Annotated in this window: 20 protein-coding genes and 1 pseudogene; 16 read left to right on the forward strand and 5 right to left on the reverse strand. The window is 60.3% G+C overall.

Going from position 1 to position 18904, the window contains the following annotated elements; translation table 11 throughout:
• Positions 1–2: 2 nt before the first annotated feature.
• Together AC3WLT_RS17965 and AC3WLT_RS17970 are read left to right on the forward strand one after the other, a co-directional pair.
• Entirely contained in the window at positions 3–821 is an 819-nt protein-coding gene (locus AC3WLT_RS17965; RefSeq protein WP_492593041.1) for a fumarylacetoacetate hydrolase family protein, read from the forward strand.
• A gap of 57 nt (positions 822–878) precedes the next feature.
• Positions 879–1823, forward strand: coding sequence for an NAD(P)(+) transhydrogenase (Re/Si-specific) subunit beta (locus AC3WLT_RS17970; RefSeq protein WP_492593042.1), 945 nt, complete (start codon positions 879–881; stop codon positions 1821–1823).
• Between the two features lie 41 nt (positions 1824–1864).
• Here AC3WLT_RS17970 and AC3WLT_RS17975 read toward each other — a convergent pair whose 3' ends face one another.
• Both AC3WLT_RS17975 and AC3WLT_RS17980 read right to left on the reverse strand, forming a co-directional pair.
• A complete protein-coding gene (locus AC3WLT_RS17975) occupies positions 1865–2179 on the reverse strand; it encodes an HAD family hydrolase (protein ID WP_492593043.1) in 315 nt (104 codons plus the stop codon).
• 132 nt (positions 2180–2311) lie between these two features.
• Positions 2312–3259 (reverse strand): LysR family transcriptional regulator, encoded by a 948-nt coding sequence (locus AC3WLT_RS17980; RefSeq protein WP_492593044.1) that lies wholly within the window; start codon positions 3257–3259, stop codon positions 2312–2314.
• Positions 3260–3629: 370 nt separating this feature from the next.
• Between AC3WLT_RS17980 and oxlT the strand changes: the two genes are divergently transcribed.
• The 3 genes from oxlT (at position 3630) to AC3WLT_RS17995 (ending at position 7507) form a co-directional block, all read left to right on the forward strand.
• Positions 3630–4970 carry an oxalate/formate MFS antiporter gene (gene oxlT, locus AC3WLT_RS17985; protein ID WP_492593045.1) on the forward strand — a complete coding sequence of 447 codons (1341 nt, stop codon included), beginning with the start codon at positions 3630–3632 and terminating at the stop codon, positions 4968–4970.
• Positions 4971–5000: 30 nt separating this feature from the next.
• Complete coding sequence (locus tag AC3WLT_RS17990) at positions 5001–5984, forward strand: LysR family transcriptional regulator (RefSeq protein ID WP_492593046.1); 984 nt, start codon at positions 5001–5003, stop codon at positions 5982–5984.
• Between the two features lie 71 nt (positions 5985–6055).
• A complete protein-coding gene (locus AC3WLT_RS17995; protein WP_492593062.1) occupies positions 6056–7507 on the forward strand; it encodes an aldehyde dehydrogenase family protein in 1452 nt (483 codons plus the stop codon).
• A gap of 125 nt (positions 7508–7632) precedes the next feature.
• On the opposite strand, the gene AC3WLT_RS18000 is transcribed toward AC3WLT_RS17995, so the two are convergent.
• A complete protein-coding gene (locus AC3WLT_RS18000) occupies positions 7633–8610 on the reverse strand; it encodes a 2-dehydropantoate 2-reductase (RefSeq protein ID WP_492593047.1) in 978 nt (325 codons plus the stop codon).
• 418 nt (positions 8611–9028) lie between these two features.
• On the opposite strand from AC3WLT_RS18000, the gene AC3WLT_RS18005 reads away from it, so the two are divergent.
• On the forward strand, positions 9029–9763 hold the full coding sequence (locus AC3WLT_RS18005) for a hypothetical protein (protein WP_492593048.1): 735 nt from the start codon (positions 9029–9031) through the stop codon (positions 9761–9763).
• Here the strand turns inward: AC3WLT_RS18005 and AC3WLT_RS18010 are convergent.
• Positions 9750–10370, reverse strand: coding sequence for a LysE family translocator (locus AC3WLT_RS18010; protein WP_492593049.1), 621 nt, complete (start codon positions 10368–10370; stop codon positions 9750–9752). The genes AC3WLT_RS18005 and AC3WLT_RS18010 overlap by 14 nt on opposite strands.
• A gap of 125 nt (positions 10371–10495) precedes the next feature.
• Positions 10496–10999, reverse strand: a complete 504-nt coding sequence (locus AC3WLT_RS18015; protein WP_492593063.1) for a hypothetical protein — start codon at positions 10997–10999, stop codon at positions 10496–10498.
• Between the two features lie 619 nt (positions 11000–11618).
• Here AC3WLT_RS18015 and AC3WLT_RS18020 point away from each other — a divergent pair.
• The 10 genes and pseudogenes from AC3WLT_RS18020 (at position 11619) to AC3WLT_RS18065 (ending at position 18846) form a co-directional block, all read left to right on the forward strand.
• Positions 11619–12668: a tyrosine-type recombinase/integrase gene (locus AC3WLT_RS18020; protein ID WP_492593050.1), complete on the forward strand. Its 1050-nt coding sequence runs from the start codon at positions 11619–11621 to the stop codon at positions 12666–12668.
• A gap of 168 nt (positions 12669–12836) precedes the next feature.
• Positions 12837–13220 (forward strand): annotated as a pseudogene (locus AC3WLT_RS18025) (preprotein translocase); the annotation flags it as partial.
• A 292-nt stretch (positions 13221–13512) separates the two neighbouring features.
• Entirely contained in the window at positions 13513–13719 is a 207-nt protein-coding gene (locus AC3WLT_RS18030) for a DNA-binding protein (protein ID WP_492593051.1), read from the forward strand.
• Positions 13709–14023, forward strand: coding sequence for a CHC2 zinc finger domain-containing protein (locus AC3WLT_RS18035; protein WP_492593052.1), 315 nt, complete (start codon positions 13709–13711; stop codon positions 14021–14023). The genes AC3WLT_RS18030 and AC3WLT_RS18035 overlap by 11 nt, the downstream gene beginning before the upstream one ends.
• A gap of 62 nt (positions 14024–14085) precedes the next feature.
• Positions 14086–16140, forward strand: a complete 2055-nt coding sequence (locus AC3WLT_RS18040) for a DUF3987 domain-containing protein (RefSeq protein WP_492593053.1) — start codon at positions 14086–14088, stop codon at positions 16138–16140.
• 14 nt (positions 16141–16154) lie between these two features.
• Positions 16155–16709 carry a hypothetical protein gene (locus AC3WLT_RS18045; protein ID WP_492593054.1) on the forward strand — a complete coding sequence of 185 codons (555 nt, stop codon included), beginning with the start codon at positions 16155–16157 and terminating at the stop codon, positions 16707–16709.
• Between the two features lie 143 nt (positions 16710–16852).
• Positions 16853–17041 (forward strand): hypothetical protein, encoded by a 189-nt coding sequence (locus AC3WLT_RS18050; protein WP_492593055.1) that lies wholly within the window; start codon positions 16853–16855, stop codon positions 17039–17041.
• A 28-nt stretch (positions 17042–17069) separates the two neighbouring features.
• Positions 17070–17771, forward strand: coding sequence for a hypothetical protein (locus AC3WLT_RS18055; protein WP_492593056.1), 702 nt, complete (start codon positions 17070–17072; stop codon positions 17769–17771).
• A 411-nt stretch (positions 17772–18182) separates the two neighbouring features.
• Positions 18183–18320 carry a hypothetical protein gene (locus AC3WLT_RS18060; protein WP_492593057.1) on the forward strand — a complete coding sequence of 46 codons (138 nt, stop codon included), beginning with the start codon at positions 18183–18185 and terminating at the stop codon, positions 18318–18320.
• A gap of 166 nt (positions 18321–18486) precedes the next feature.
• Entirely contained in the window at positions 18487–18846 is a 360-nt protein-coding gene (locus tag AC3WLT_RS18065) for a hypothetical protein (protein ID WP_492593058.1), read from the forward strand.
• Positions 18847–18904: the final 58 nt, after the last annotated feature.

An 18904-nucleotide genomic window follows, 5' to 3' on the forward strand; every position in this document is an offset into this window, starting at 1 on the left:
GTATGGATACGTGGATGCGGTTCATGTCGAGCGACGGTGGCATTGTGTTCGGCCGGGTCGAGGGCGGTTATCTGCATGAGTACGAGAGCCTCGATCGGCCCGTGCCGACCGGCGCGGTGCTGTCGACCCGCGCGCTGACGCCGCTTGCGCCTTGCGCGCCTGGCAAGATCGTCGCGCTCTGGAACAACTTTCACGCGTTGGCCGCGAAGCTCGACAAACCGGTGCCGGCGCATCCGCTGTTCTTGCTGAAGCCGGCAGGTTCGGTGATCGGCTCGGGCGAACCGATCCGGCGCCCGCTCAGCTACGCGGGCAAGATCGCCTACGAGGGCGAACTCGGCATCGTAATCGGGCGGCGCTGCCGCGATGCGAGCGTCGAACAGGCCGCCGGAGCGATCTTCGGCTACACGCTCGTCAACGATGTAACCGCGGCCGATCTGCTGAACGAGAATCCACACTTTCCGCAATGGTGCCGCGCGAAGGGCTTCGATACGTTCTGTTGTATCGGACCCTCGATCGTCTCGGGTTTCGACTGGCGCAAAGCGCATCTCGTGACGATGCTCGACGGTGTGGAGCGGCAGAACTATCCGCTCGCCGATATGGTTTTTTCGCCGGCCGAGCAGGTCAGTCTGATTTCGCAGGACCTGACGCTCGAACCCGGCGATGTGATCGCATGCGGCACCTCGGTTGGCGTCGGCTCGATCAAGGATGGCTCGACGGTGACGATCACGATCGACGGGATCGGCACGCTCAGCAATACATTGACCGCCGCGCGCGAGGTGACGGCGTCGGCCGTGACGTTGGTCACTGCAACCCCGGTCTGAATAGAACCGAATCTGGTTCGGCCTGATGCGATTGCATCGCAACACGGAGGAGCACGCATGCTGCAAGCGTCCGACAGTACCGTGTGGATGGGAGCCGGTTTCTTGCTGGCTGCCGGCCTGGCGGCCGTGCTTGCCGCTATCGGGCAATTGCCGCTTGCACGGCGTACTCACCGTCGGCCGTATTGGCACGCAGGGGCATTGGCTGCCGCGCTTGCCGGGCAGCTCGCGGCAGGCGTCGGCGCGAGCAGCGGTGTGGTGACGGCTGGGCTGGCGGGCGCCGCGCTCGGCGCGTGGCTCGTGCGGCGGCGCGATCTGACGCGGCGGCCCCGGCTCGTTGCCCTGCTCGGCTGCAGCGCGGGGTTCGCCGCGATGGCAGGTGGGTTTGCGCGTTATGTGACGTCGGCGGTGACGTCGGTGCCGTCATCCTCGGCGCTGGCCAATGTCGAGCGCGTCGAACTGTATGCGGCGATATTCATCGGCGCACTGATATTCGCGACGTCGGCGATTGTCTTTTGCAAACTGGCCGGGCTACTGGAGACGAAGGACGCGGGCGCGCCATCGCGTCCAGGCCACAACCTCGTCAATCTGCTGGCGCTGCTGTTGTGCGGATGGCTCGGCTACGGCTTTGTCACTGAACAGGCGCAGCCGTTCGGACTCGCCTCGCTGCTCGCGATGAGCGTGCTGGCCGCAGCGTTAGGCGCGCATCTAATGCTGAGCCGGGAATATTCCAACGGTCATGGCGCCGACGCTCCTCATGTCGCTCATGTATTCGCGGGACGTTGCCACGGATTAGTACTGGCGCGTCCAGGCCTGCTCGCGCGCATCGAATGGCATGGTGGCGACGAGCAAATGTGGACGCTGCGCGAGACATCGCGGGGCATGGTGCGCACGGGCGCATACCGGCACGGCCGTAGCTGGCGTAACGGCAGTCATAAACACGGATATCCGCGCACCTGTGCACGCTACCGCTCGACTCAGCGCGTGACGCGTGGTCAAGCATGAATGTCCCGACGCGCCGAACGGCAAGCGGAGCGGATGGCGAGTCAGAGCAGTTCGCCGCCAGCCGGAACGAACTGGTTGTAGTACTGGACTTTCTTTTGCAGGATCAGTTGCGCGAGAAAGTCGGCATCGTATGCCCGGTGAAGATGTGCATGGAACCGCTCGATATACGCGGTGATGCGCGCAGCTTCACTGTTGAATTCCTTGAGGACGTCGAGCGTGTCGCGGTCCCAGCGGAACCGCAAACCAAGGTCGCTGAACGCGGCGTTGTAAGCGCTCAGATGCGCATCGTCGGGATTGTCCGCGGCAACGCGTGCAGTGCGCGTGCTGGCATGGGACACAACCGAAGCGTGATCCATGATCGGCCTCCTGGGCTAACAAGTGTGAGAGCTGAGGTGAGAGCTGGGGTGAGAACTGAGTGGCGAACTCACTTGCAGAATAGAAGTGCCGATCAATTTGCAATAGTCAAAATTTTATTGGATTTCCATAGCCTACTGCTTATAAACGCTCAATTCCCTTACGCGTGTGATCTGCTCGATCAGGTTCGCGCCTTCCTCCATCAGGAAGCGTTTGAAGGCGACTGCAACCGGCGGCAGGCGCTTGTTCTTCCGATGCACGACATACCAGTTGAGCATGACGGGAAAACCCTCGACGTCGAGCACGACGAGATGGCCGAGCTGCAATTCGAGGCTGATGGTATGCGCGGACAGGAACGCGATGCCCATGCCGGCGATCACGGCCTGCTTGATCGTCTCCGTGCTCTTGATCTCCATCGCGATGTTCAGATTGGTGAGCCGGCCGGCGAAGCCCTCTTCCATCGAATTCCACGTGTCCGAGCCGCGTTCGCGCACGATAAAGGCCTCGCTGGCCAACTGGCTCATCTTGATGTTGCGCTTGTTCGCGAGCGGATGCTTGGGCGCCGCCACGATCACATAAGGGTGCGGCGCGAACGGTTCGTTGGTCGCGTCGGTCTCGTGCGGCGGGCGCACCATCACCGCGAGGTCCGTCTGATTAGTGGCGAGTTGATGCAGCAATTCCTCGCGATTGTGCACCGCAAGATTCAGCACCACGCCCGAATAGCGTCGTGTGAATTCGGCCAGCAGGCGCGGAAAGAAGTAGTCGCCGGCGCTGATCACCGCGACGTTCAGCTTGCCGCCGGAGACGCCCTTGAGCTGACCCATCGCTTCGTCTACTTCGTGGAACTGCTGCATGATCGCGCGGCTGTAGTGGAGCATCTCAGTGCCGGCCGGCGTCAGATAGATTTTTTTGCCCAGCTGTTCGAACAGCGGCAGCCCCGCGTGTTCCTCGAGTTGCCGGACCTGGGTGGAGACGGCGGGCTGCGTCAGATGCAATTCTTCCGCCGCGCGCGAGAAGCTCAGATGGCGCGCCACCGTTTCGAAAACCTTCAGTTGCCGCAGGGTCGCATTGCGCATCGTCATGGTCGATGTATAAGCAAACGTGAATCGACATAATAACAAACTTTAATTATTAGTAATTCAGCATTGACCCTAGCATGAGTCTTATAAGAAAGCGGAATTAAGGGTTTCGGATTCGGGTTAACGCCTAGTTTAAAGGCGTGGCGGAGTGGGCGGCCGGTTGCGGATGTGACGCCGATTCGTAATTGATCAGATTAAATAAATGGCTGAGAAAATTGTGAATCTGGCAAGTCTTTTTTTAAAGAAAAAAATTAATTTCACGAATATTAAATATGCCCGGACGGCAAGGCTTTTCGGGTCATAACCATAAGGTGGAATGCATACAGCGTGGCGTTTTGGCTGGCTGCACTAAATAGATGCGGAGACAAGGCTCATGGACGATATCAATCAGCAGACCACGGCCCGCGTATTCTGGGCGAACCGTTGGTGGCAACTCGTCATCGGCATGATGTGCATGGCGTTGGTGGCCAATCTGCAATACGCATGGACGTTGTTCGTCACGCCGATGAACGCGCGGCATCACTGGGGCGAAGCATCGATTCAACTCGCCTTCGCTATCTTCATCCTGACTGAAACGTGGCTCGTGCCGGTCGAAGGCTGGCTGGTCGACAAGTTCGGGCCGCGTCCGGTCGTCGCCGGCGGGGCGGTATGTGCCGGTCTCGCATGGGTCATCAATTCGTATGCGACGACCTTGCCGATGCTGTATGTGTCCGCGGTCATCGCGGGGATCGGCGCGGGCGGTGTGTACGGCACGTGTGTCGGCAATGCGCTGAAGTGGTTTCCCGATCGCCGCGGTCTTGCCGCGGGTCTGACTGCCGCGGGCTTCGGCGCCGGTGCGGCAGTGACGGTCATTCCAATCGCCAACATGATCACGCGCTCGGGCTACGAGCACACGTTCTTCTTTTTCGGCATCCTGCAAGGCGTATGCATTCTCCTGCTTGCGCTGATGCTGAAGAAGCCGAATTTGCATCAGGCCGCTGCGCCCATGAGGAAATTCGCGGTGACCAAGGTCGATTACACGCCGGGCCAGATGATCAGGACGCCGGTGTTCTGGGTGATCTACGTGTCGTTCGTCGCGGTGGCGGCGGGCGGCTTGATGGCGACCGCGCAAATCGGCCCGATCGCGAAAGACTGGGGACTCGCGCGCATTCCGATGACGATCTTCGGCATGACCTTGCCGCTGCTCACCGCAACCCTCTCGATCGACAATGTCTGCAACGGCTTTACACGTCCGCTGTGCGGCTTCATCTCCGACAAGCTCGGCCGCGAAAACACGATGTTCGTGATCTTCATCGGCGAGGGCCTCGCATTGCTCGGACTGATGCGGTACGGCACCAACCCGTATGCGTTCATGACCTTCGCCGCGCTGATCTTCCTGTTCTGGGGGGAAATTTTCTCGATCTTTCCCGCGATCTGCGCCGATACGTTCGGCAGCAAATATGCGGCGGCCAATGCAGGCACCTTGTACACCGCGAAGGGCACGGCTTCGCTGCTGGTGCCGATCGCTTCGGTGCTGTCGGCCACCGGCGGCTGGAATCTCGTCTTTATCGTCGCCGCGGTCGTGACGATTGCCGCGGGCATCTCGGCGAAGTTCATTCTCGCGCCAATGCGCTCGCGCTGGATCGAATCGCACAACCAGCCTCAAGGCGTGCTGGCCGCTGCCGGCAGCAAGAGTTCGCAGCTCAGTCATTGGCCCGGGCAGACGGGTGAATAGGGCGAATAATCCGCACCCGCCAGCTACTTCATGAACGTTTCGTTGCAGCAGCTCAAGGTGTTCGTCGCCGTCGCGCGTGAGCGGAGCTTTACGCGCGCGGCCCGCGAATTCGATCTGACGCAATCGGCGGTGAGCCGCTGCGTGCGCGAACTCGAAGACGCTGTCGAGTTGAAACTGTTCGACCGCACCACGCGCCAGGTAGAACTGACTAGTGCGGGCGCGAGTCTGGAACGGCGCATCGGCTGCTTGCTGGACGAAATCGAGCTGACGCTGCGCGAGGAGCGCGCCGCGTACGACGGACACACGGGCGTAGTGGTGCTGGCGAGCAATCCGGTGTTGTCGTCGGGTTGGGTGGCGGATGGTCTTGCGCGTTGTGCAGCGGCTTTTCCCGAGCTGATCGTGTCCGTCAAGGATCAACCGCAAAGCGGCGTGCTCGTGAGCGTCGAGCAAGGCGAAGTCGACTTCGGCGTGGTGTCGGTGGCCGAACCGCTGGCCGGCGATCTGTTGCACGCGCAAGCGGTTTTCACGACCCCGCTGCATGCGGTCATGCCGCACACGCATCCGCTTGCGCGGCACGCCAGCGTGGCCTGGAGCGCATTGCAGGAGTGGGAGCTCGTCACCTTGAACGCCGACGCGGGCGTGCGCGCCGCGCTCGGTCTGGCGTTCGGCGTGCATGGCCTGAAACGGCGGCCGGTGCAGGAACTCGGCCATGTGGCGGCCGTGTCGCGCATGATCGAACTGGGTCTCGGCGTCGGCGTTTTGCCGATCGACGCCCATTGGCCCGCGCTTCACGCGCCGCTGGTTAGCCGGCCACTGGTTCCCGAAATGAATTTGACGACGATGCTGGTGCATCGTCGTCACCGCTCTCTCAGACCCAATGCCGCTGCGGTCTGGGCGCAGTTCGCGATGCCCGCGGGCGCTCCTTCGAACGCCGCCGGCGCCGCGCCGTCCGCTATGCACGGATCCGCGTGGCCGGTCGCGTCGGCTGACGGCACGGTACTGCACGAGCCTTAAGCTCCCAGCGCTTGCCCCAGCGGATCTGCTGCCAGTCAGTCCACGCTACCTCTCACGCAAGGAGCTTCATGATGGAAACTGAAATCGACCTCAGGCGCCACGATTTGCTGATCGACGGCAAGCGCTTGCCGCCCGGCACCGGCGAATATTCCGTCGACATCAACCCGGCCACCGAAGAGCCTATCGCATTGGTCGCGCAAGGCAGCGTTGCCGATGTCGATACCGCGGTGCATGCAGCGCGCGCCGCGCTGAAAGTATGGAACGCGCTACGCGCAGCCGAACGCGGCCGAATTCTCGGCCGCCTGGCCGGTCTGATGCGCGCGAATCTGGATGAACTCGCCGCGCTCGAAAGCCTCGACGCCGGCAAGCCGATCTCCGCGGTGATGCGCCAGGACATTCCGGCGGCGATCGATACGCTCGAATACTACGCAGGCTGGTGCGACAAGATCAACGGCCAGGTGGTGCCGGTGCGCTCCGATGCGCTGACCTACACGCTGCGCGAACCGGTCGGCGTGGTCGCGGCGATCGTGCCGTGGAATTTCCCGCTGATGATCGGCATGTGGAAGATCGCACCCGCGCTCGCGTGCGGCTGCACGCTGATCGTCAAACCCGCGGAGATCACGCCGCTCACCGCGCTGCGTATCGGCGAACTCGCGCTGGAAGCGGGCTTGCCGCCGGGAGTACTGAATATCGTCACAGGCAAGGGGCGCGTGGTCGGCGATGCGCTGGTCGCGCATCCGGGCGTCGACAAGGTGACGTTTACCGGTTCGCCGTCGGTGGGGCGCGGCATTCTGCAAGGTGCGGCCGGCAACTTCAAGCGCGTGACGCTGGAACTCGGCGGCAAGTCGGCCAACCTGATCTTTCCGGATGCGAATCTCGACAATGCGGTCCGGGCGGCGTCGTCGGGGATTTTCTTCAACACCGGGCAGGTGTGTTCGGCGGGCTCGCGCATTCTCGCGCATCGCGACGTCTACGACGAAGTTGTCGAGCGCCTGGCGGCACGCGCGAAGTCGATCAAGGTCGGCGATCCGGCAGCGCGCGAGACGGCGATGGGGCCGCTCATCTCCGCCGCGCAGATGAAGACCGTGCTCGGCTATGTCGAAACGGGCCGGGCCGAAGGGGCGTCGCTCGTGACCGGCGGCGCGCGGGTGGGCAAGCGCGGCTTCTTCGTCGAGCCGACTGTGTTCGCCAACGTCGAGCATGAAATGCGCATTTCGCAGGAGGAGATCTTCGGGCCGGTGGCAAGCGTGATCCGCTTCAACGACGAAGCCGATGCGGTGCGAATCGCCAACGGTACGCTGTACAGCCTCGCGGCGGGCGTATGGAGCGCGGATATCGGCCGTGTGCATCGTGTCGCGCGCGATTTGCGGGCGGGGACGGTGTGGATCAACACCTACGGCTATACCGACGTGCGCTTGCCGTGGGGCGGCTCCGGCGACTCGGGTTTCGGCCGCGAGCACGGCGACGTCGCAATTGAAAACTTCACCGAGCCGAAGGCGGTCTGGCTCGCGATCGATCAATAGAATCGATCAATAGCGACGTTAAAAAAGGATCGAACGCCTGGCGTTCGATCCTCGTTCCGTCGGCCCGGTTTGCCTCGGTTGACCTCGGTTGACTTATCCCGCGCGTCGAAAAGCAGCGCGGGCTCTCAATTGCCCTGCAATGCCATCCGCTCGCGCAGCTTCACCAAAGCGAGCACGACGTCGATGGTCGGCGTCGGTTCGGCGACAATGCGGCCCATTTCCTGCACCACCGTCAGCAACGGGTCGATCTCCATCGGACGGCGGTTCTCCAGATCGACCAGCGTCGAAGTCTTGTGCGCGCCGACCGCGCCCGCGCCGTCGATCCGTTTTTCCACATCGACGCGAAAGTGCACGCCGAATTGATCCGCGATGCGCTTTGCCTCCAGCATCATCGTGCGTGATACCGCGCGCGTGCCGGGGTCGCTGGTGAGCACGTCGAGCGTGGCGTGCGTCAACGCGCTGATCGGGTTGAAGCAGAGGTTGCCCCACAGCTTGAGCCAGATTTCGTCGCGGATATTGTCGCGGATCGGTGCATCGAAACCAGCCGCCTGCATGATCTCGTGCAACTGTTGAATGCGCGGCGTGCGCTCGCCGCCCGGTTCGCCGATCGGGAATTTCTTGCCGTACACATGCTTGATGACGCCGGGTTCGGCGATCTCCGCGGCGGGATAGAGCACGCAGCCGATCGCGCGTTCGGGGCCGAGCTTCGTCCATTGGCTGCCGTCCGGATCGATGCTGGCAAGGCGGGTGCCGGCGAATTTGCCGCCATGCTGATAGAAGTACCAGTAAGGAATGCCGTTGACGCCCGTGACGATAGCCGTATGTTTGCCGAGCAGCGGCTGCATTGCATCGACCACGCCGGGCAGCGAGTGCGCTTTCAGCGTGACGATCACGAAGTCCTGCACGCCGAGTTCACGCGGGTCGGACGTGCAGCGCACTGGCGCGCTGAACGTCTCGCCGTCCATTTGCAAGCGCGCGCCGTGTTCGCGCATCGCCGCGAGATGCGCGCCGCGCGCGATAAAACTCACGTCCGCACCCGCGCGTGCCAACTGCACACCCATCAAACCGCCAATCGCTCCCGCTCCGAAGATACAGATTTTCATGATGTCGCCCCTGTGACTATGAGAAGCCGTTTGCCCGTTGCCGCGCATGGCCGTGCGATGGCGGCGGGTCACTGTTCGAGCATACGGGCGCGGGTCGATTGCAGATAGTTAAAGTTTCTCGGACGATGCATTAGGGATTGGTTATGGAAAAAATGCCGCTGAACGTGGTTCGTGAGAAAGCGGATTCAATCGGAAAGCAGGGCGGTAGGTCGGACGAATCCGGCGATCGAATAGGAAACTTCTCAATCGAGAATGACGTGAGCAAGAGGCGAATGCGCCTTCGCTGAAGTAATGCATTTGAGAGGCATTGCGAACGGGTTCTTGGGAGTGATGCCATGAAGTCGAAGGTCGATTTGAACGATCGCGTCGTGTGTTTGCGGGTTGCGCGGGCGCGCGAGCAACGTGGCGTTGTGGGTGGATGTTCGACGCTTCGGCGTGGTTCGACACCAGGCTCAGCGCTATGCACACGGTGATGCGTCAAACCGTCGGCGCGAATTCCACGGATATCGAGAGCGTGCTCGCGCGCCTGCTCGACGTCATGCTGATCGCGCTCGGCGCGGCTCTGGCTTCGCTCCTGTTCATGGCAGACACGGGGTATTCGATTATCGAAGGCGCTTTCGTGGCGTTCGATATGTCGTTCGCGATTCTGCTGCTGCCATGGTTCGGCGTATACCGCTCGTGGCGAGGCCGCTCGAAGTGGCGTTTGAGCATCAACATCGTGATCGGCTGGATCGTTGTGCAGGGCTGCGGTCTTGCATTGATGTTCCTGCTCCACCGCACCGCGTCGGTGTCGCGGCTCTGGCGCGTGAGTTGGACCGCGCTCACCGCTCTGAGGCTCGTCGCGTCGCGCGTGCTGGTGCATGCGGCGCTCGGGCGGCTGAGGCGCGCGGGACGCAATTTGCGCCTAGTTGCCGTGGTGGGCGCGGGAGCGCATCGCGACAAGGTGATCGCCGACATTCTGGGTTCGCCAAGCGCGGGCTTTCGGGCGGTTGCCACGTTCAATACGCAACCGGGCGTCGAGTCCGATTTGCCGGGTTTGCTGTCGTTCGGACACCTGTGCGAATTTGCGAACTGGGTGCGCAGTGTATTGACCTTTTTCAGTCGTTCTTACTCTTCATCACCGCGGGCAAAGCACCGTCTCATCCTCTTTTGACCAGCAAAAAACTCACCCCAACCGCCGCCAGAAACGCCCCGCAGCAGCGGTTGAACCAGCGCCGGACTTTCGCGCGAACCAGCCACTTCCCAAGGTACATCCCAGCCCACGAGTAAAGCGCGATTGCCACCCATTCGAGCACCAGAAAGCTCGCGCCCAGCACCGCGAACTGCGGCAGTATCGGTTTGGCGATATCGACGAACTGCGGCAAAAATGCGGTGAAGACCAGAATCGCCTTGGGATTACCCGCGGCCACCAGACACTCCTGCCGCGCGATACGCCATAGCGACGCGTCGTCCTGCTGCATCGTATGGATGGCAGGGGCGTCGCTGCGCCACAACTGGATCGCCAGCCAGATCAGATACGCCGCGCCGGCCAGTTTGATCGCGAGAAAGAACCACTCGGATGCGTGCAGCACGACAGCGAGGCCGGTCGCGGCCAGCACCAGCATCAGCGCGAACGCGACGAGCCGGCCGGTGCCGCCGACAAATGCCGTCATGAACCCGTGTCGCGCAGCAACATTGATCGAGAGAAGATTGTTCGGGCCGGGCGCGAGATTGATCGCGAAGCAGGCCGGCAGAAAGAAAAGCCAGGCGGTGATTGACATGACGGCTCGCACAAAAGAGGGACGGTTGACACGACCGGACGTGCGTGGCAGCAGGTGCCCAGCGCACGTTTCTCCGATTGTAGCGAAACGCTGCCGCCGCAGCCGTACTGATCCGGCTTGTCCGCTCAATTCACCGATTTGATGAAACCTGGATCGCCGATCAGCGCTTCGACGCTCAGCTTGACCGTGTCCTCGATAGCGATGGTATTGCTGGTGAATTTGGGCGACTTTTGCCGGACGGTCCTGGTGGTTGAAAATACAACCTTCTGGGTAGCGGCATCGGTGACGACATAACGCATTTTCAGCGTCCAGAACGCCGGCGAACGTGCATCGTCCACCGTGAAATTCTCGATGCTGCCGCTCAGGATTCTCTTGCCTTCGTCGAGGTGGAAGCCGGCGATCTGCAAGCGGCTCACGATGCCGTTGCGCACCGCTTCGCTGATATCGCTTTTTAGCACGATGCCGGTCATTGCCGTGTTTTCGATCCGGTTCGGCGACACGCGCCCGCTGCGCGCCGGCATATAAACGAAGTCATGGGCCGGAGCGACGCTGAGCCAGCCCGTTGGCTGGGCCGCCGCGCGTGGCGAACTATTCAGGCCGAACCACGACCATGAACAAGCGGACAGCATCAACGGCAACGCGACGGCGCCGCAACCCTTGAGGACAGTGTATCTCAGGGCCGGACGAGGGCGGCTGAGCGATTGCAGCAGAGACAGACTCTGTTGCTGCGGCTCAGACGCTGTGCGGGAAAAAGCGGCGGTCGATGTCAGAGGAGGTGCCTTCTAAATTGAAACATATTCGAAAACGGCGGCCAGTCGTAAGACAAGATCATGCACGAGAACCGTTTGCCAGCCGGGTTCACGAAGCCTCCCCGGCGCGTTCGCGAATCCATACGGTCATGCGTCGTCCCGGTACAGAACAGCATGGTAACAGTGAGACGATCCCATGCATTTTCCTGGGGTGGTTTGCGGCCAACGATTTTCAACGTTTCCTGCTTGAGTTCGCCCATCATAACGAGCCCACTTTTCTTGGCGGCGGGCGCCCCGAAGGAAGTCCTCTTGGGGGACAAAGAAAAGTAGGTGCCGCCCCGCACAAGCGATACTTTATTCCGTGTCACAAGTGGAAACCTCTTTGGAATCAACACATTCCAGTGTGAAGCAGTGTGAGGGAGTGTACGCCGGTTATGTTCCCGTACGCTGTGGTTCGTGTAAATTGCCCTTGCAGTCTAACTAAACAAGGGGCACGAAAATGGCGACGATTCAGCTAACACGCAGCGGAACGCATCGCGCAATCGTGCGCAAACTGGGCGCTTCCCTGAGCGCGACATTCGACACTGAGGAAGAGGCGCAAATGTGGGCCGCGACGACCGAGGCCCGCCTCGTCGCAGGGCATGACGCTCGCGGCTCAGTCGTCACCTTGAGCACGCCCGTGCGCCAGATCATTAACAAGTACGCGCGCGAAATCTCCCCCACGAAAAAAGGCTCACGCACTGAACAGCAGTGTTTGGGCGCGCTCATTGAGCGTTACAGCGTGTTCGACAAGCCCGTGTGCCAGTTCACGTCGAAAGACATTGAAGCTGTCATGGCCTCGCGCGCGAAAGGCAACCCTGAGCGCAAGTGGAAGGTATGCAAGCCCGGCACGATCATTCGTGAGCTAGGCGCGCTGTCTGCCGTGTTTGCGTACGCGATCAAAAAATGGCACGCGCCGTGGGACGCAAACCCTGTGCATGCTGTCGCGCGCCCGAAAACGCCTGCCCCGCGCTTTGCGCGCATCAGCGAGCGCGAGATTGATATTGCATGCGCGTGGCTCGGCTATCAGCGCGGCACTACCCCCATGAACGCAAAGCAGCTTGTGGCGTGGGCTTTGTGCTTCGCAGTCGCCACGACGATGCGGCGCGGCGAAATCATCGGGCTCGACTGGGCGCACGTCGATTATGACGAGTGCGAGCTTGTGCTAGATGACTCGAAAAACGGCGACCGTCACCGTAAGCCGATGTTTGAGGATGCCGAGGAACTGTTGCGCCTTCTGCCGCAGGGCAAGCCCGGTGACAAGCTCATCTGGATGAGCACCAGCTACTTTTCGAACATCTGGCAGCAGTGCCGCACGGCGACGGGCATCCAGTTCAAGTTTCACGATTCACGCCATGAAGCCACGACGCGTATCGCGCGCAGCCTGTCTAACGCGCTCGAACTGCAACGCGTCACAGGGCACAAGGATTTACGTTCGCTCGCCATCTACTTCAACCCGACGAGCAAAGAACTGCGCGCGAAGGTGAGCCAGGCACGCGCAGCCGCCTAGCGTCCCCCGCCCCAACGAGAAACGCCCCTCGCGGGGCGTTTTCTTATGGCCTCGGCTCGAATACAGGCTGTGTGCGTCGTTCGTGCGACTCAGGCTATGCGAGCGTACAGGCGTGTTTCGCGGAATGCTCACAGGGCACCGCCTCGACGCATCTAAACGAGATGGGCTAGATCTCTGACGCCATTGAGAAGGCGCTGGCGCACGAACAGCGCGGTGTTCGTGCCGTCTACAACCGCGCGCAATACGAGAAGCGGCGACGGGAAAATTGCTGAGCTGCGCTTTGCTCACAACGGGGCGTTGACAGCTGCCAGACCGCCGCACGTCACGTTGCACGGCCCGTGCAGCTCGTTCGGTACATTGAGCGAATGGCGCGACGCGCCAGTCGGCGTTGTCGCGCAAATACAAGGTCACGAGCCCTCAGCTACTGCCGAGAAACATTACCGTCGCCGCCCGCTCATGTGGCACGTCAAGATCGAGGCGTGGATGCTCGAACAGACAGGCATTGCGTTCTTTCTGACGGAAGCGACCAAGGGCTTACGGGCTGTCAAATAGCAACCGGCAAATTCTGAAAGATTCCCGTCATATTTAATAACAGAGTTTCTATAAGAAAAAAATATATAAACTGGTATACACCGGAATACACGCCAATACATTCGTATACACGCCAGCACATAGATTCGCGCAATTTACGCAGCGTAATTTTCCACTAACCAATTGATTAATAAAGATGTTTTGTCCTAGATATGTATTCAGAAATGCTGCAACGAAGAGCCAACTAAAAATCGTTTAAAAAATCCGTCATCTGTATTAAATTCGATCCGTAGTTCAACGCAAAGGGCCCACTATGAATACGGATGATATTGATCAATACAACCTGACGACCGGCGAGCTGGCGAAGCTGCTCCGCGTCAAACCTCAAACTATTCGCAAGCGCTACGCCGCGACCGGCAGTTACTTCGGCCTGCGGCCGATCAAGTTGCCGAACCGATATCTCATCTGGCCCGATGATGCCCGCGAGCGCCTGCTGAACGGGTGCAGCAATGAGCGCTGAAATATCTGGCCGGGGAACCGGCTTTCGTTCCCGCTTCCGCCGCAATCGCCTGCCGGCCATCTCCGACGTGATGAGCCTTCTCCATCTCGAACAGCCGAAGCCGAACAGAACAGGTTATGCGCAGGTGTGCTGCCCGATTCACGGCGAAGACAACCCGAGCTTGAGCATTCACATGGAACGCGGCAACTGGAAGTGCTTTGCATGCGGCGCAACCGGCGGTGATGCGCTCGAACTGTACCGGCGCGCGCGAGGTTTGACCTTTGCTCAGGCGGCGCGTGACCTTGGCTGCTGGGAGGATTCGTGAATATAGCTATCGACTTTTACGACGCGTCCGAGCCTGGGAAATGGGAGCAGGAGGCACGCAAGTTGTTTGCCGCTGAAACGGAAAAAGGCTATCAGATGACTGGACTGCACTTGTATCGCGCAGCCAACCATTCGATCCGTTATGCTCGTGTGCGGATGCACAAGCCGGACGCAACGAAGAAAAAGGGCTACGAAAAGTTTATCCGCCCGTTTTACCGTGATGACACGCGCTGGATGGTCGGTGAGCCGAAACAGGAAGGCGGGAAACTGCTGTACAGCCTGCCGGATGTTCTGGCGTATCCAGATGCTTTAGTAGTGCTTACAGAAGGTGAACAAAAGGCGGATGCGCTAACGAGCATCGGCGCAAGCCGCTTTATCGGAGTCACGAGCGGCGGCGCGACGAGTGCGGCTGCCACCGACTTTTCCCCGCTTTCGGGCAAACATGTGCTTGTGTGGCCCGATCATGACGTTCCAGGTCAGAAATATGCCGACGACGTGACGGACAAGTTGTGCGCCCTTGGATGCGTTGTCGAACGCGTCGATGTGGCCGCATTGGATTTGCCTGACGGCGGCGACGTGATGGACTGGGCGCAGCAATTCATGTTGGCACATGATCGCGAGCCGAACGCCGATGACGTGCTGGCGCTGCCGAGGAAGCTTGCGGAGAGGGCGAAAGGGGCAAAAGGGGCGAAACCCCGCGTCCATACTGGAGATCTGCAGGGGCGAGCAACGGGCGAACCGGGGCGATTCCAGGGCGACGCGACCCCGGACGGCGCACAGGCAATGGACCGTGCGCGGGCCGCGCTGGGTGCCGATAGCTTCGAACCGCAGCCATACCCCGTGAAGGCACTGGGACCGCTGGCCGACGCTTGCATCGCGATTGCCGAAGGCGCGCAGATGTCACAGGCGATAGTCGGGCAATGTCTGCTCACCAGTGCGGCGCTGCTGGCTCAGTCGCGCGCAGATGTACGCACTCTGGCGGGCGTCAAGCCTGCGTCTGTCTATGCACTTACGGTTGCCGATAGCGGAGAAGGGAAAACCACCGCCGAACAGACCGCACTGCATGCAATCAGCGAGCATCAGAAGAGCGAAGCGAAGGCGTACAGAGAGTACGTCGAGCAGATCGCACGGGAAGCGGTGAATGCAAAAAAGGATGATCCGAAACCGGATACCCCGCCGAAGCCCTACCGCATCATGCGCGACGGCACGGTGGAAGGCATCCGACGTGAGTTCGCCGAAGGCATACCGTCGCAGGGAGTTTTCACTTCCGAAGCCGCCGCGCTGCTTTGCGGCTACGGAATGAGTGCGGACAACCGGGCGAAGAGTGCTGCCGCTTTCAATAGCCTATGGGATGACGGCGCGATTTCCGTTTCGCGTGCATTGGCCGGCCGCATTGAGCTACACGACCGGCGTTTGTCGCTTCATTGGCTGATTCAGCCCGACGCCGTGCGCAATGCGTTGCACGATCCGCTGCTAACGAACATGGGGTTCTGGCCGCGTTTCCTCGTGGCATGGCCAGAACCAGGCGCACCGAAGAAGGCGCTCGATTTTCGCCCTGAAAACGATGCGCGCATCGTCAAGTTCTGGGACCGGTGCAGAAGCATGCTCACCCCGCTGTGCGACGATTGCGGCGGCCTGCCAGTGATCGAGACGACGCCTGAAGCTCATTCACTCATTTGCGAATTCTTCGAGCGCATCGAACAGACGGCCAAGAGCAAGGGCGGTATGCTCGAAACCGTCAAGCCGTTTGCGGTACGCGCGACCGAGCAACTATTTCGCATCGCAGCCGTGCTGGCGGTATTCGAAGACCGGAGGGAAATCGACGCACAGGCAGCGCGCAATGCGATGGCACTCACTCTGCATTCACTCGAAACATGGCGGGCAATCTACGGTGACCGCGAAGAAGCCGAGGCCACGCGCCTTGCGCTCAAGCTATTCGATTGGCTGTTGCGGCAACCCGGACAGATGGCGACTGAAACCGCCATGCTTCAGATCGGGCCCAAGCCACTACGGTCGAAGGGTCTGCGCGACACGGCGCTCGCCATGCTGTCACAAAAACGGCTGGTAGCACGGGAAAGCAATACGTGGTATGCAGTCACCGGGAAGGACGAGTCATGAACTACCTCAAAGACATGTTCGTCGATCTGTTATCACCCATCATTCGCCCCGTTTCGCCCGGCATTCGCCCGGCTGGAAACGGTGCAAATAAAGGTGTTTCGCCTCATTCGCCCAATTTGCCTGGGGATGATGTAAAGATCCGTTCGCCCGCATCATCGGCAACGGAGACCGACGGCGGCAGCATCCCGGATGACTGCATCGGCGCGCTGCGTGAACCGGAAGGCGGCCTTTATCTGCCGTGGGGGCCGCACCTCCCACCCGACGACGTGTGCACGATGCGCGCCGAGCTGATTGCCATCATCGAAGCGCTATCGGCGCTTGAGTGCTGGGCGAGCGCATATCGCGATGACGTGCTCACGCGCGCCATTCGTGGACCGCTGGCCGATCTCTTGCCGAATATTTCTTACTTCCGCGAACGACTCGAAGCAGCGCGCGCCGCCACTTCCGCACGCGCCGCACTCAAAATGCGCTCGTGGCGCTTCGAAGATCTCGGTGATCGGAGCTACTGCGACAGCTGCGACGGCTCGTGCTTCGGAACGGCGAAGCGCTGCGGGAAGCTGCGCAATTGATTGGCAGAGCAGCCCCAGCGGCGACTTTCCCGAAATGCCGGTTGAGCCATAGAAGCGCGGATTTTATCGGGAGTTCATCCCGTCTAAGTAGGTGGTGACAGTAAAAGGTTGTATTGTTTGAGTATAAATAAGGAGTCTTAATCATGGAACAATTGAAAATGCCGAAGACTTTGCTCGAACTGATTCAGTGGGACGAGTCCAAAGGTGAGTATTTTTACTTGACACCGATCTCTCAAACGATTCGGCTGTGCGGCGGCGTGTCGAAGCCGAATCTTGCCCGGTATCGCGTAGAGATTCGCCCGGAAGGCTACACAGTTTTGATCCCGCAGTAACTACTATCCATTTGAAAAGGATTGAGCCATGAAACCGCAAAACCAACCTCAGGCCGAACGCCTGGCAGCACTTGAATTGCTCGTAAACGACACGGGTCTCGTGGACGAACTCAAAGCGCGCCAACGCGCGGAAACCGACAAGCGCCGCATGGAACTGGCGGCAAAACTTGATGCACTGCCCAATCGGGAGCGCGAACTTGCCAATCTCGCGAAAGATGCTGCTCGCGCGCACGCTGCGTTCGGAAAGGCTGCAACCGAATATCACGAAGCAGAATGCCGTCATAAAGAGGCGACGGGTCGCCTTGTAATCGCAACCATGAGCAAGGAAGGCGAACGGCAGCATATCGTCTCCGAACTGGAGCGCGCTGCACCGCCAGAACTCGAAGATGCCCTGGACGATTTGAGCCTCGCTGATAACTTGTTGCGCAGCGCCTTTCGGGTCGATGAAGTTGCAGACCGGAACTGGTTGGGTCAGCGCGTCAAGAAGGTAATTTCGAATCTTGATGGCATCAGCGCCGCGCGCAAACAGATCGCTGATGCGCAACAGTCGATTCGCGAGCTGGCGCGTGATGGCCGGACGCCGAGCGCTGCAATGGTGTCGCGCTGTGCGGAAATTGTAGAAGCCGCACTGCAACCCGCCTTCGAATTCATTCCTGTGAAACTGTGGGACCTGCGTCGTTCGAAGCCGCTTTCCGATATCGTGGCCGAGGTTGCGGGCTACCTGCACTAGTTCATCGCGGGCTGACACCGGCGGCAGTTTTTCGTGAGAGCGCCGCCTCAATTTAATGCCCTTAGGGCGGTTCGCATGTGGCTCAAGTCGTTTGGGTTAGCGGGCGCGGCGCCGGGAGCTTGTGGAGGTGCCTTGTATCGTGTCGTAGGCCCCCTAGGGGGCCTCGAATCGCCAGGCGCAGTGGCTGTGTGAACGTGGGGGAGACCGAATTTTTATGGAAGCGAAAACAAGCGAGGGGGTATCCGCGAAACGACGACAAATTTGAACAGGGGCGCGCGGAATATAACCAATAGGAGAATCCGAGCGTAGCGTCAATTCCGTCGTCAATCAATTCAGACGGCTCTGCTAGAGCCGTTCTGCGACGATCACGACCGGTCGAGTTCGTAGACCCATAGGCGGGAACGCCCTGCCATGCAGCCGTCACTCAGAACCGCCGAAGCGTACATCCGGGTAATCATCGACGGCAACACTGCCGACGGCTCGCGCATCGAGCTACGCGAACTCGTCGGGCTGCAAGGTGACCTGTCGAGTGCAGAGGCAGCGACCTGATACGTTTGCCCCAAAAAGACCCACCGGAAAACGGCGAGCGGTGTAGAGACCTGTGTCCGCGTCGAGGCTTTCCTGCGGACACGCCCAATTCTAGGCCCCACTCCGATCAGAGGTGAAGAAACACGTGGCGTATAGTATTGCAGCGATCGTCCCGCACGCTAACACCATGACCAAGAAGAATATGCTTCCGACTGAACTTACTCCTGTTCGAGACGCAGCCCGTCGAACTTTGGGCGAAGTTCGCCCAGGACAAATTACCGATTTTCGCGCTCTTTATGGTGGTCGCCGATCCAACGCCGGACGCGCCTTACCTGAATATTATCTAGTCTATTTTCTTCTCGTCGAATTGCTCGACTTTCAGAACCTTGGGCAGGGTGACAAGGTGGCGTGGTCGGTGCCGGTTGAATACAAGGGTCACACATATCTAATCGAGCATCGCAAAATGGGATTGGGCGTCTTCGCAGACGACGTTGAAAGCAAAGAAAATGCGATCCGCGAGATCGTTATTGCCTCTTTTGAATTTTGAGTGGGTAGGTTTGGCGGGTCAAGGACGGGCGTAAGCCCGGCGTAGCGAATCCTTGAGG

It is taken from the genome of Paraburkholderia sp. FW306-2-2C-D06C, from assembly GCF_058781505.1.

What these genes read in the sequence shown, in the direction of transcription:
- AC3WLT_RS17965 (WP_492593041.1), top strand. Translation starts at nt 3, where the DNA reads ATGGATACGTGGATGCGGTTCATGTCGAGCGACGGTGGCATTGTGTTC.
- AC3WLT_RS17970 (WP_492593042.1), top strand. Translation starts at nt 879, where the DNA reads ATGCTGCAAGCGTCCGACAGTACCGTGTGGATGGGAGCCGGTTTCTTG.
- AC3WLT_RS17975 (WP_492593043.1), bottom strand. Translation starts at nt 2,179, where the DNA reads ATGGATCACGCTTCGGTTGTGTCCCATGCCAGCACGCGCACTGCACGC.
- AC3WLT_RS17980 (WP_492593044.1), bottom strand. Translation starts at nt 3,259, where the DNA reads ATGACGATGCGCAATGCGACCCTGCGGCAACTGAAGGTTTTCGAAACG.
- oxlT (WP_492593045.1), top strand. Translation starts at nt 3,630, where the DNA reads ATGGACGATATCAATCAGCAGACCACGGCCCGCGTATTCTGGGCGAAC.
- AC3WLT_RS17990 (WP_492593046.1), top strand. Translation starts at nt 5,001, where the DNA reads ATGAACGTTTCGTTGCAGCAGCTCAAGGTGTTCGTCGCCGTCGCGCGT.
- AC3WLT_RS17995 (WP_492593062.1), top strand. Translation starts at nt 6,056, where the DNA reads ATGGAAACTGAAATCGACCTCAGGCGCCACGATTTGCTGATCGACGGC.
- AC3WLT_RS18000 (WP_492593047.1), bottom strand. Translation starts at nt 8,610, where the DNA reads ATGAAAATCTGTATCTTCGGAGCGGGAGCGATTGGCGGTTTGATGGGT.
- AC3WLT_RS18005 (WP_492593048.1), top strand. Translation starts at nt 9,029, where the DNA reads ATGTTCGACGCTTCGGCGTGGTTCGACACCAGGCTCAGCGCTATGCAC.
- AC3WLT_RS18010 (WP_492593049.1), bottom strand. Translation starts at nt 10,370, where the DNA reads ATGTCAATCACCGCCTGGCTTTTCTTTCTGCCGGCCTGCTTCGCGATC.
- AC3WLT_RS18015 (WP_492593063.1), bottom strand. Translation starts at nt 10,999, where the DNA reads ATGCTGTCCGCTTGTTCATGGTCGTGGTTCGGCCTGAATAGTTCGCCA.
- AC3WLT_RS18020 (WP_492593050.1), top strand. Translation starts at nt 11,619, where the DNA reads ATGGCGACGATTCAGCTAACACGCAGCGGAACGCATCGCGCAATCGTG.
- AC3WLT_RS18030 (WP_492593051.1), top strand. Translation starts at nt 13,513, where the DNA reads ATGAATACGGATGATATTGATCAATACAACCTGACGACCGGCGAGCTG.
- AC3WLT_RS18035 (WP_492593052.1), top strand. Translation starts at nt 13,709, where the DNA reads ATGAGCGCTGAAATATCTGGCCGGGGAACCGGCTTTCGTTCCCGCTTC.
- AC3WLT_RS18045 (WP_492593054.1), top strand. Translation starts at nt 16,155, where the DNA reads ATGTTCGTCGATCTGTTATCACCCATCATTCGCCCCGTTTCGCCCGGC.
- AC3WLT_RS18050 (WP_492593055.1), top strand. Translation starts at nt 16,853, where the DNA reads ATGGAACAATTGAAAATGCCGAAGACTTTGCTCGAACTGATTCAGTGG.
- AC3WLT_RS18055 (WP_492593056.1), top strand. Translation starts at nt 17,070, where the DNA reads ATGAAACCGCAAAACCAACCTCAGGCCGAACGCCTGGCAGCACTTGAA.
- AC3WLT_RS18060 (WP_492593057.1), top strand. Translation starts at nt 18,183, where the DNA reads ATGCAGCCGTCACTCAGAACCGCCGAAGCGTACATCCGGGTAATCATC.
- AC3WLT_RS18065 (WP_492593058.1), top strand. Translation starts at nt 18,487, where the DNA reads ATGACCAAGAAGAATATGCTTCCGACTGAACTTACTCCTGTTCGAGAC.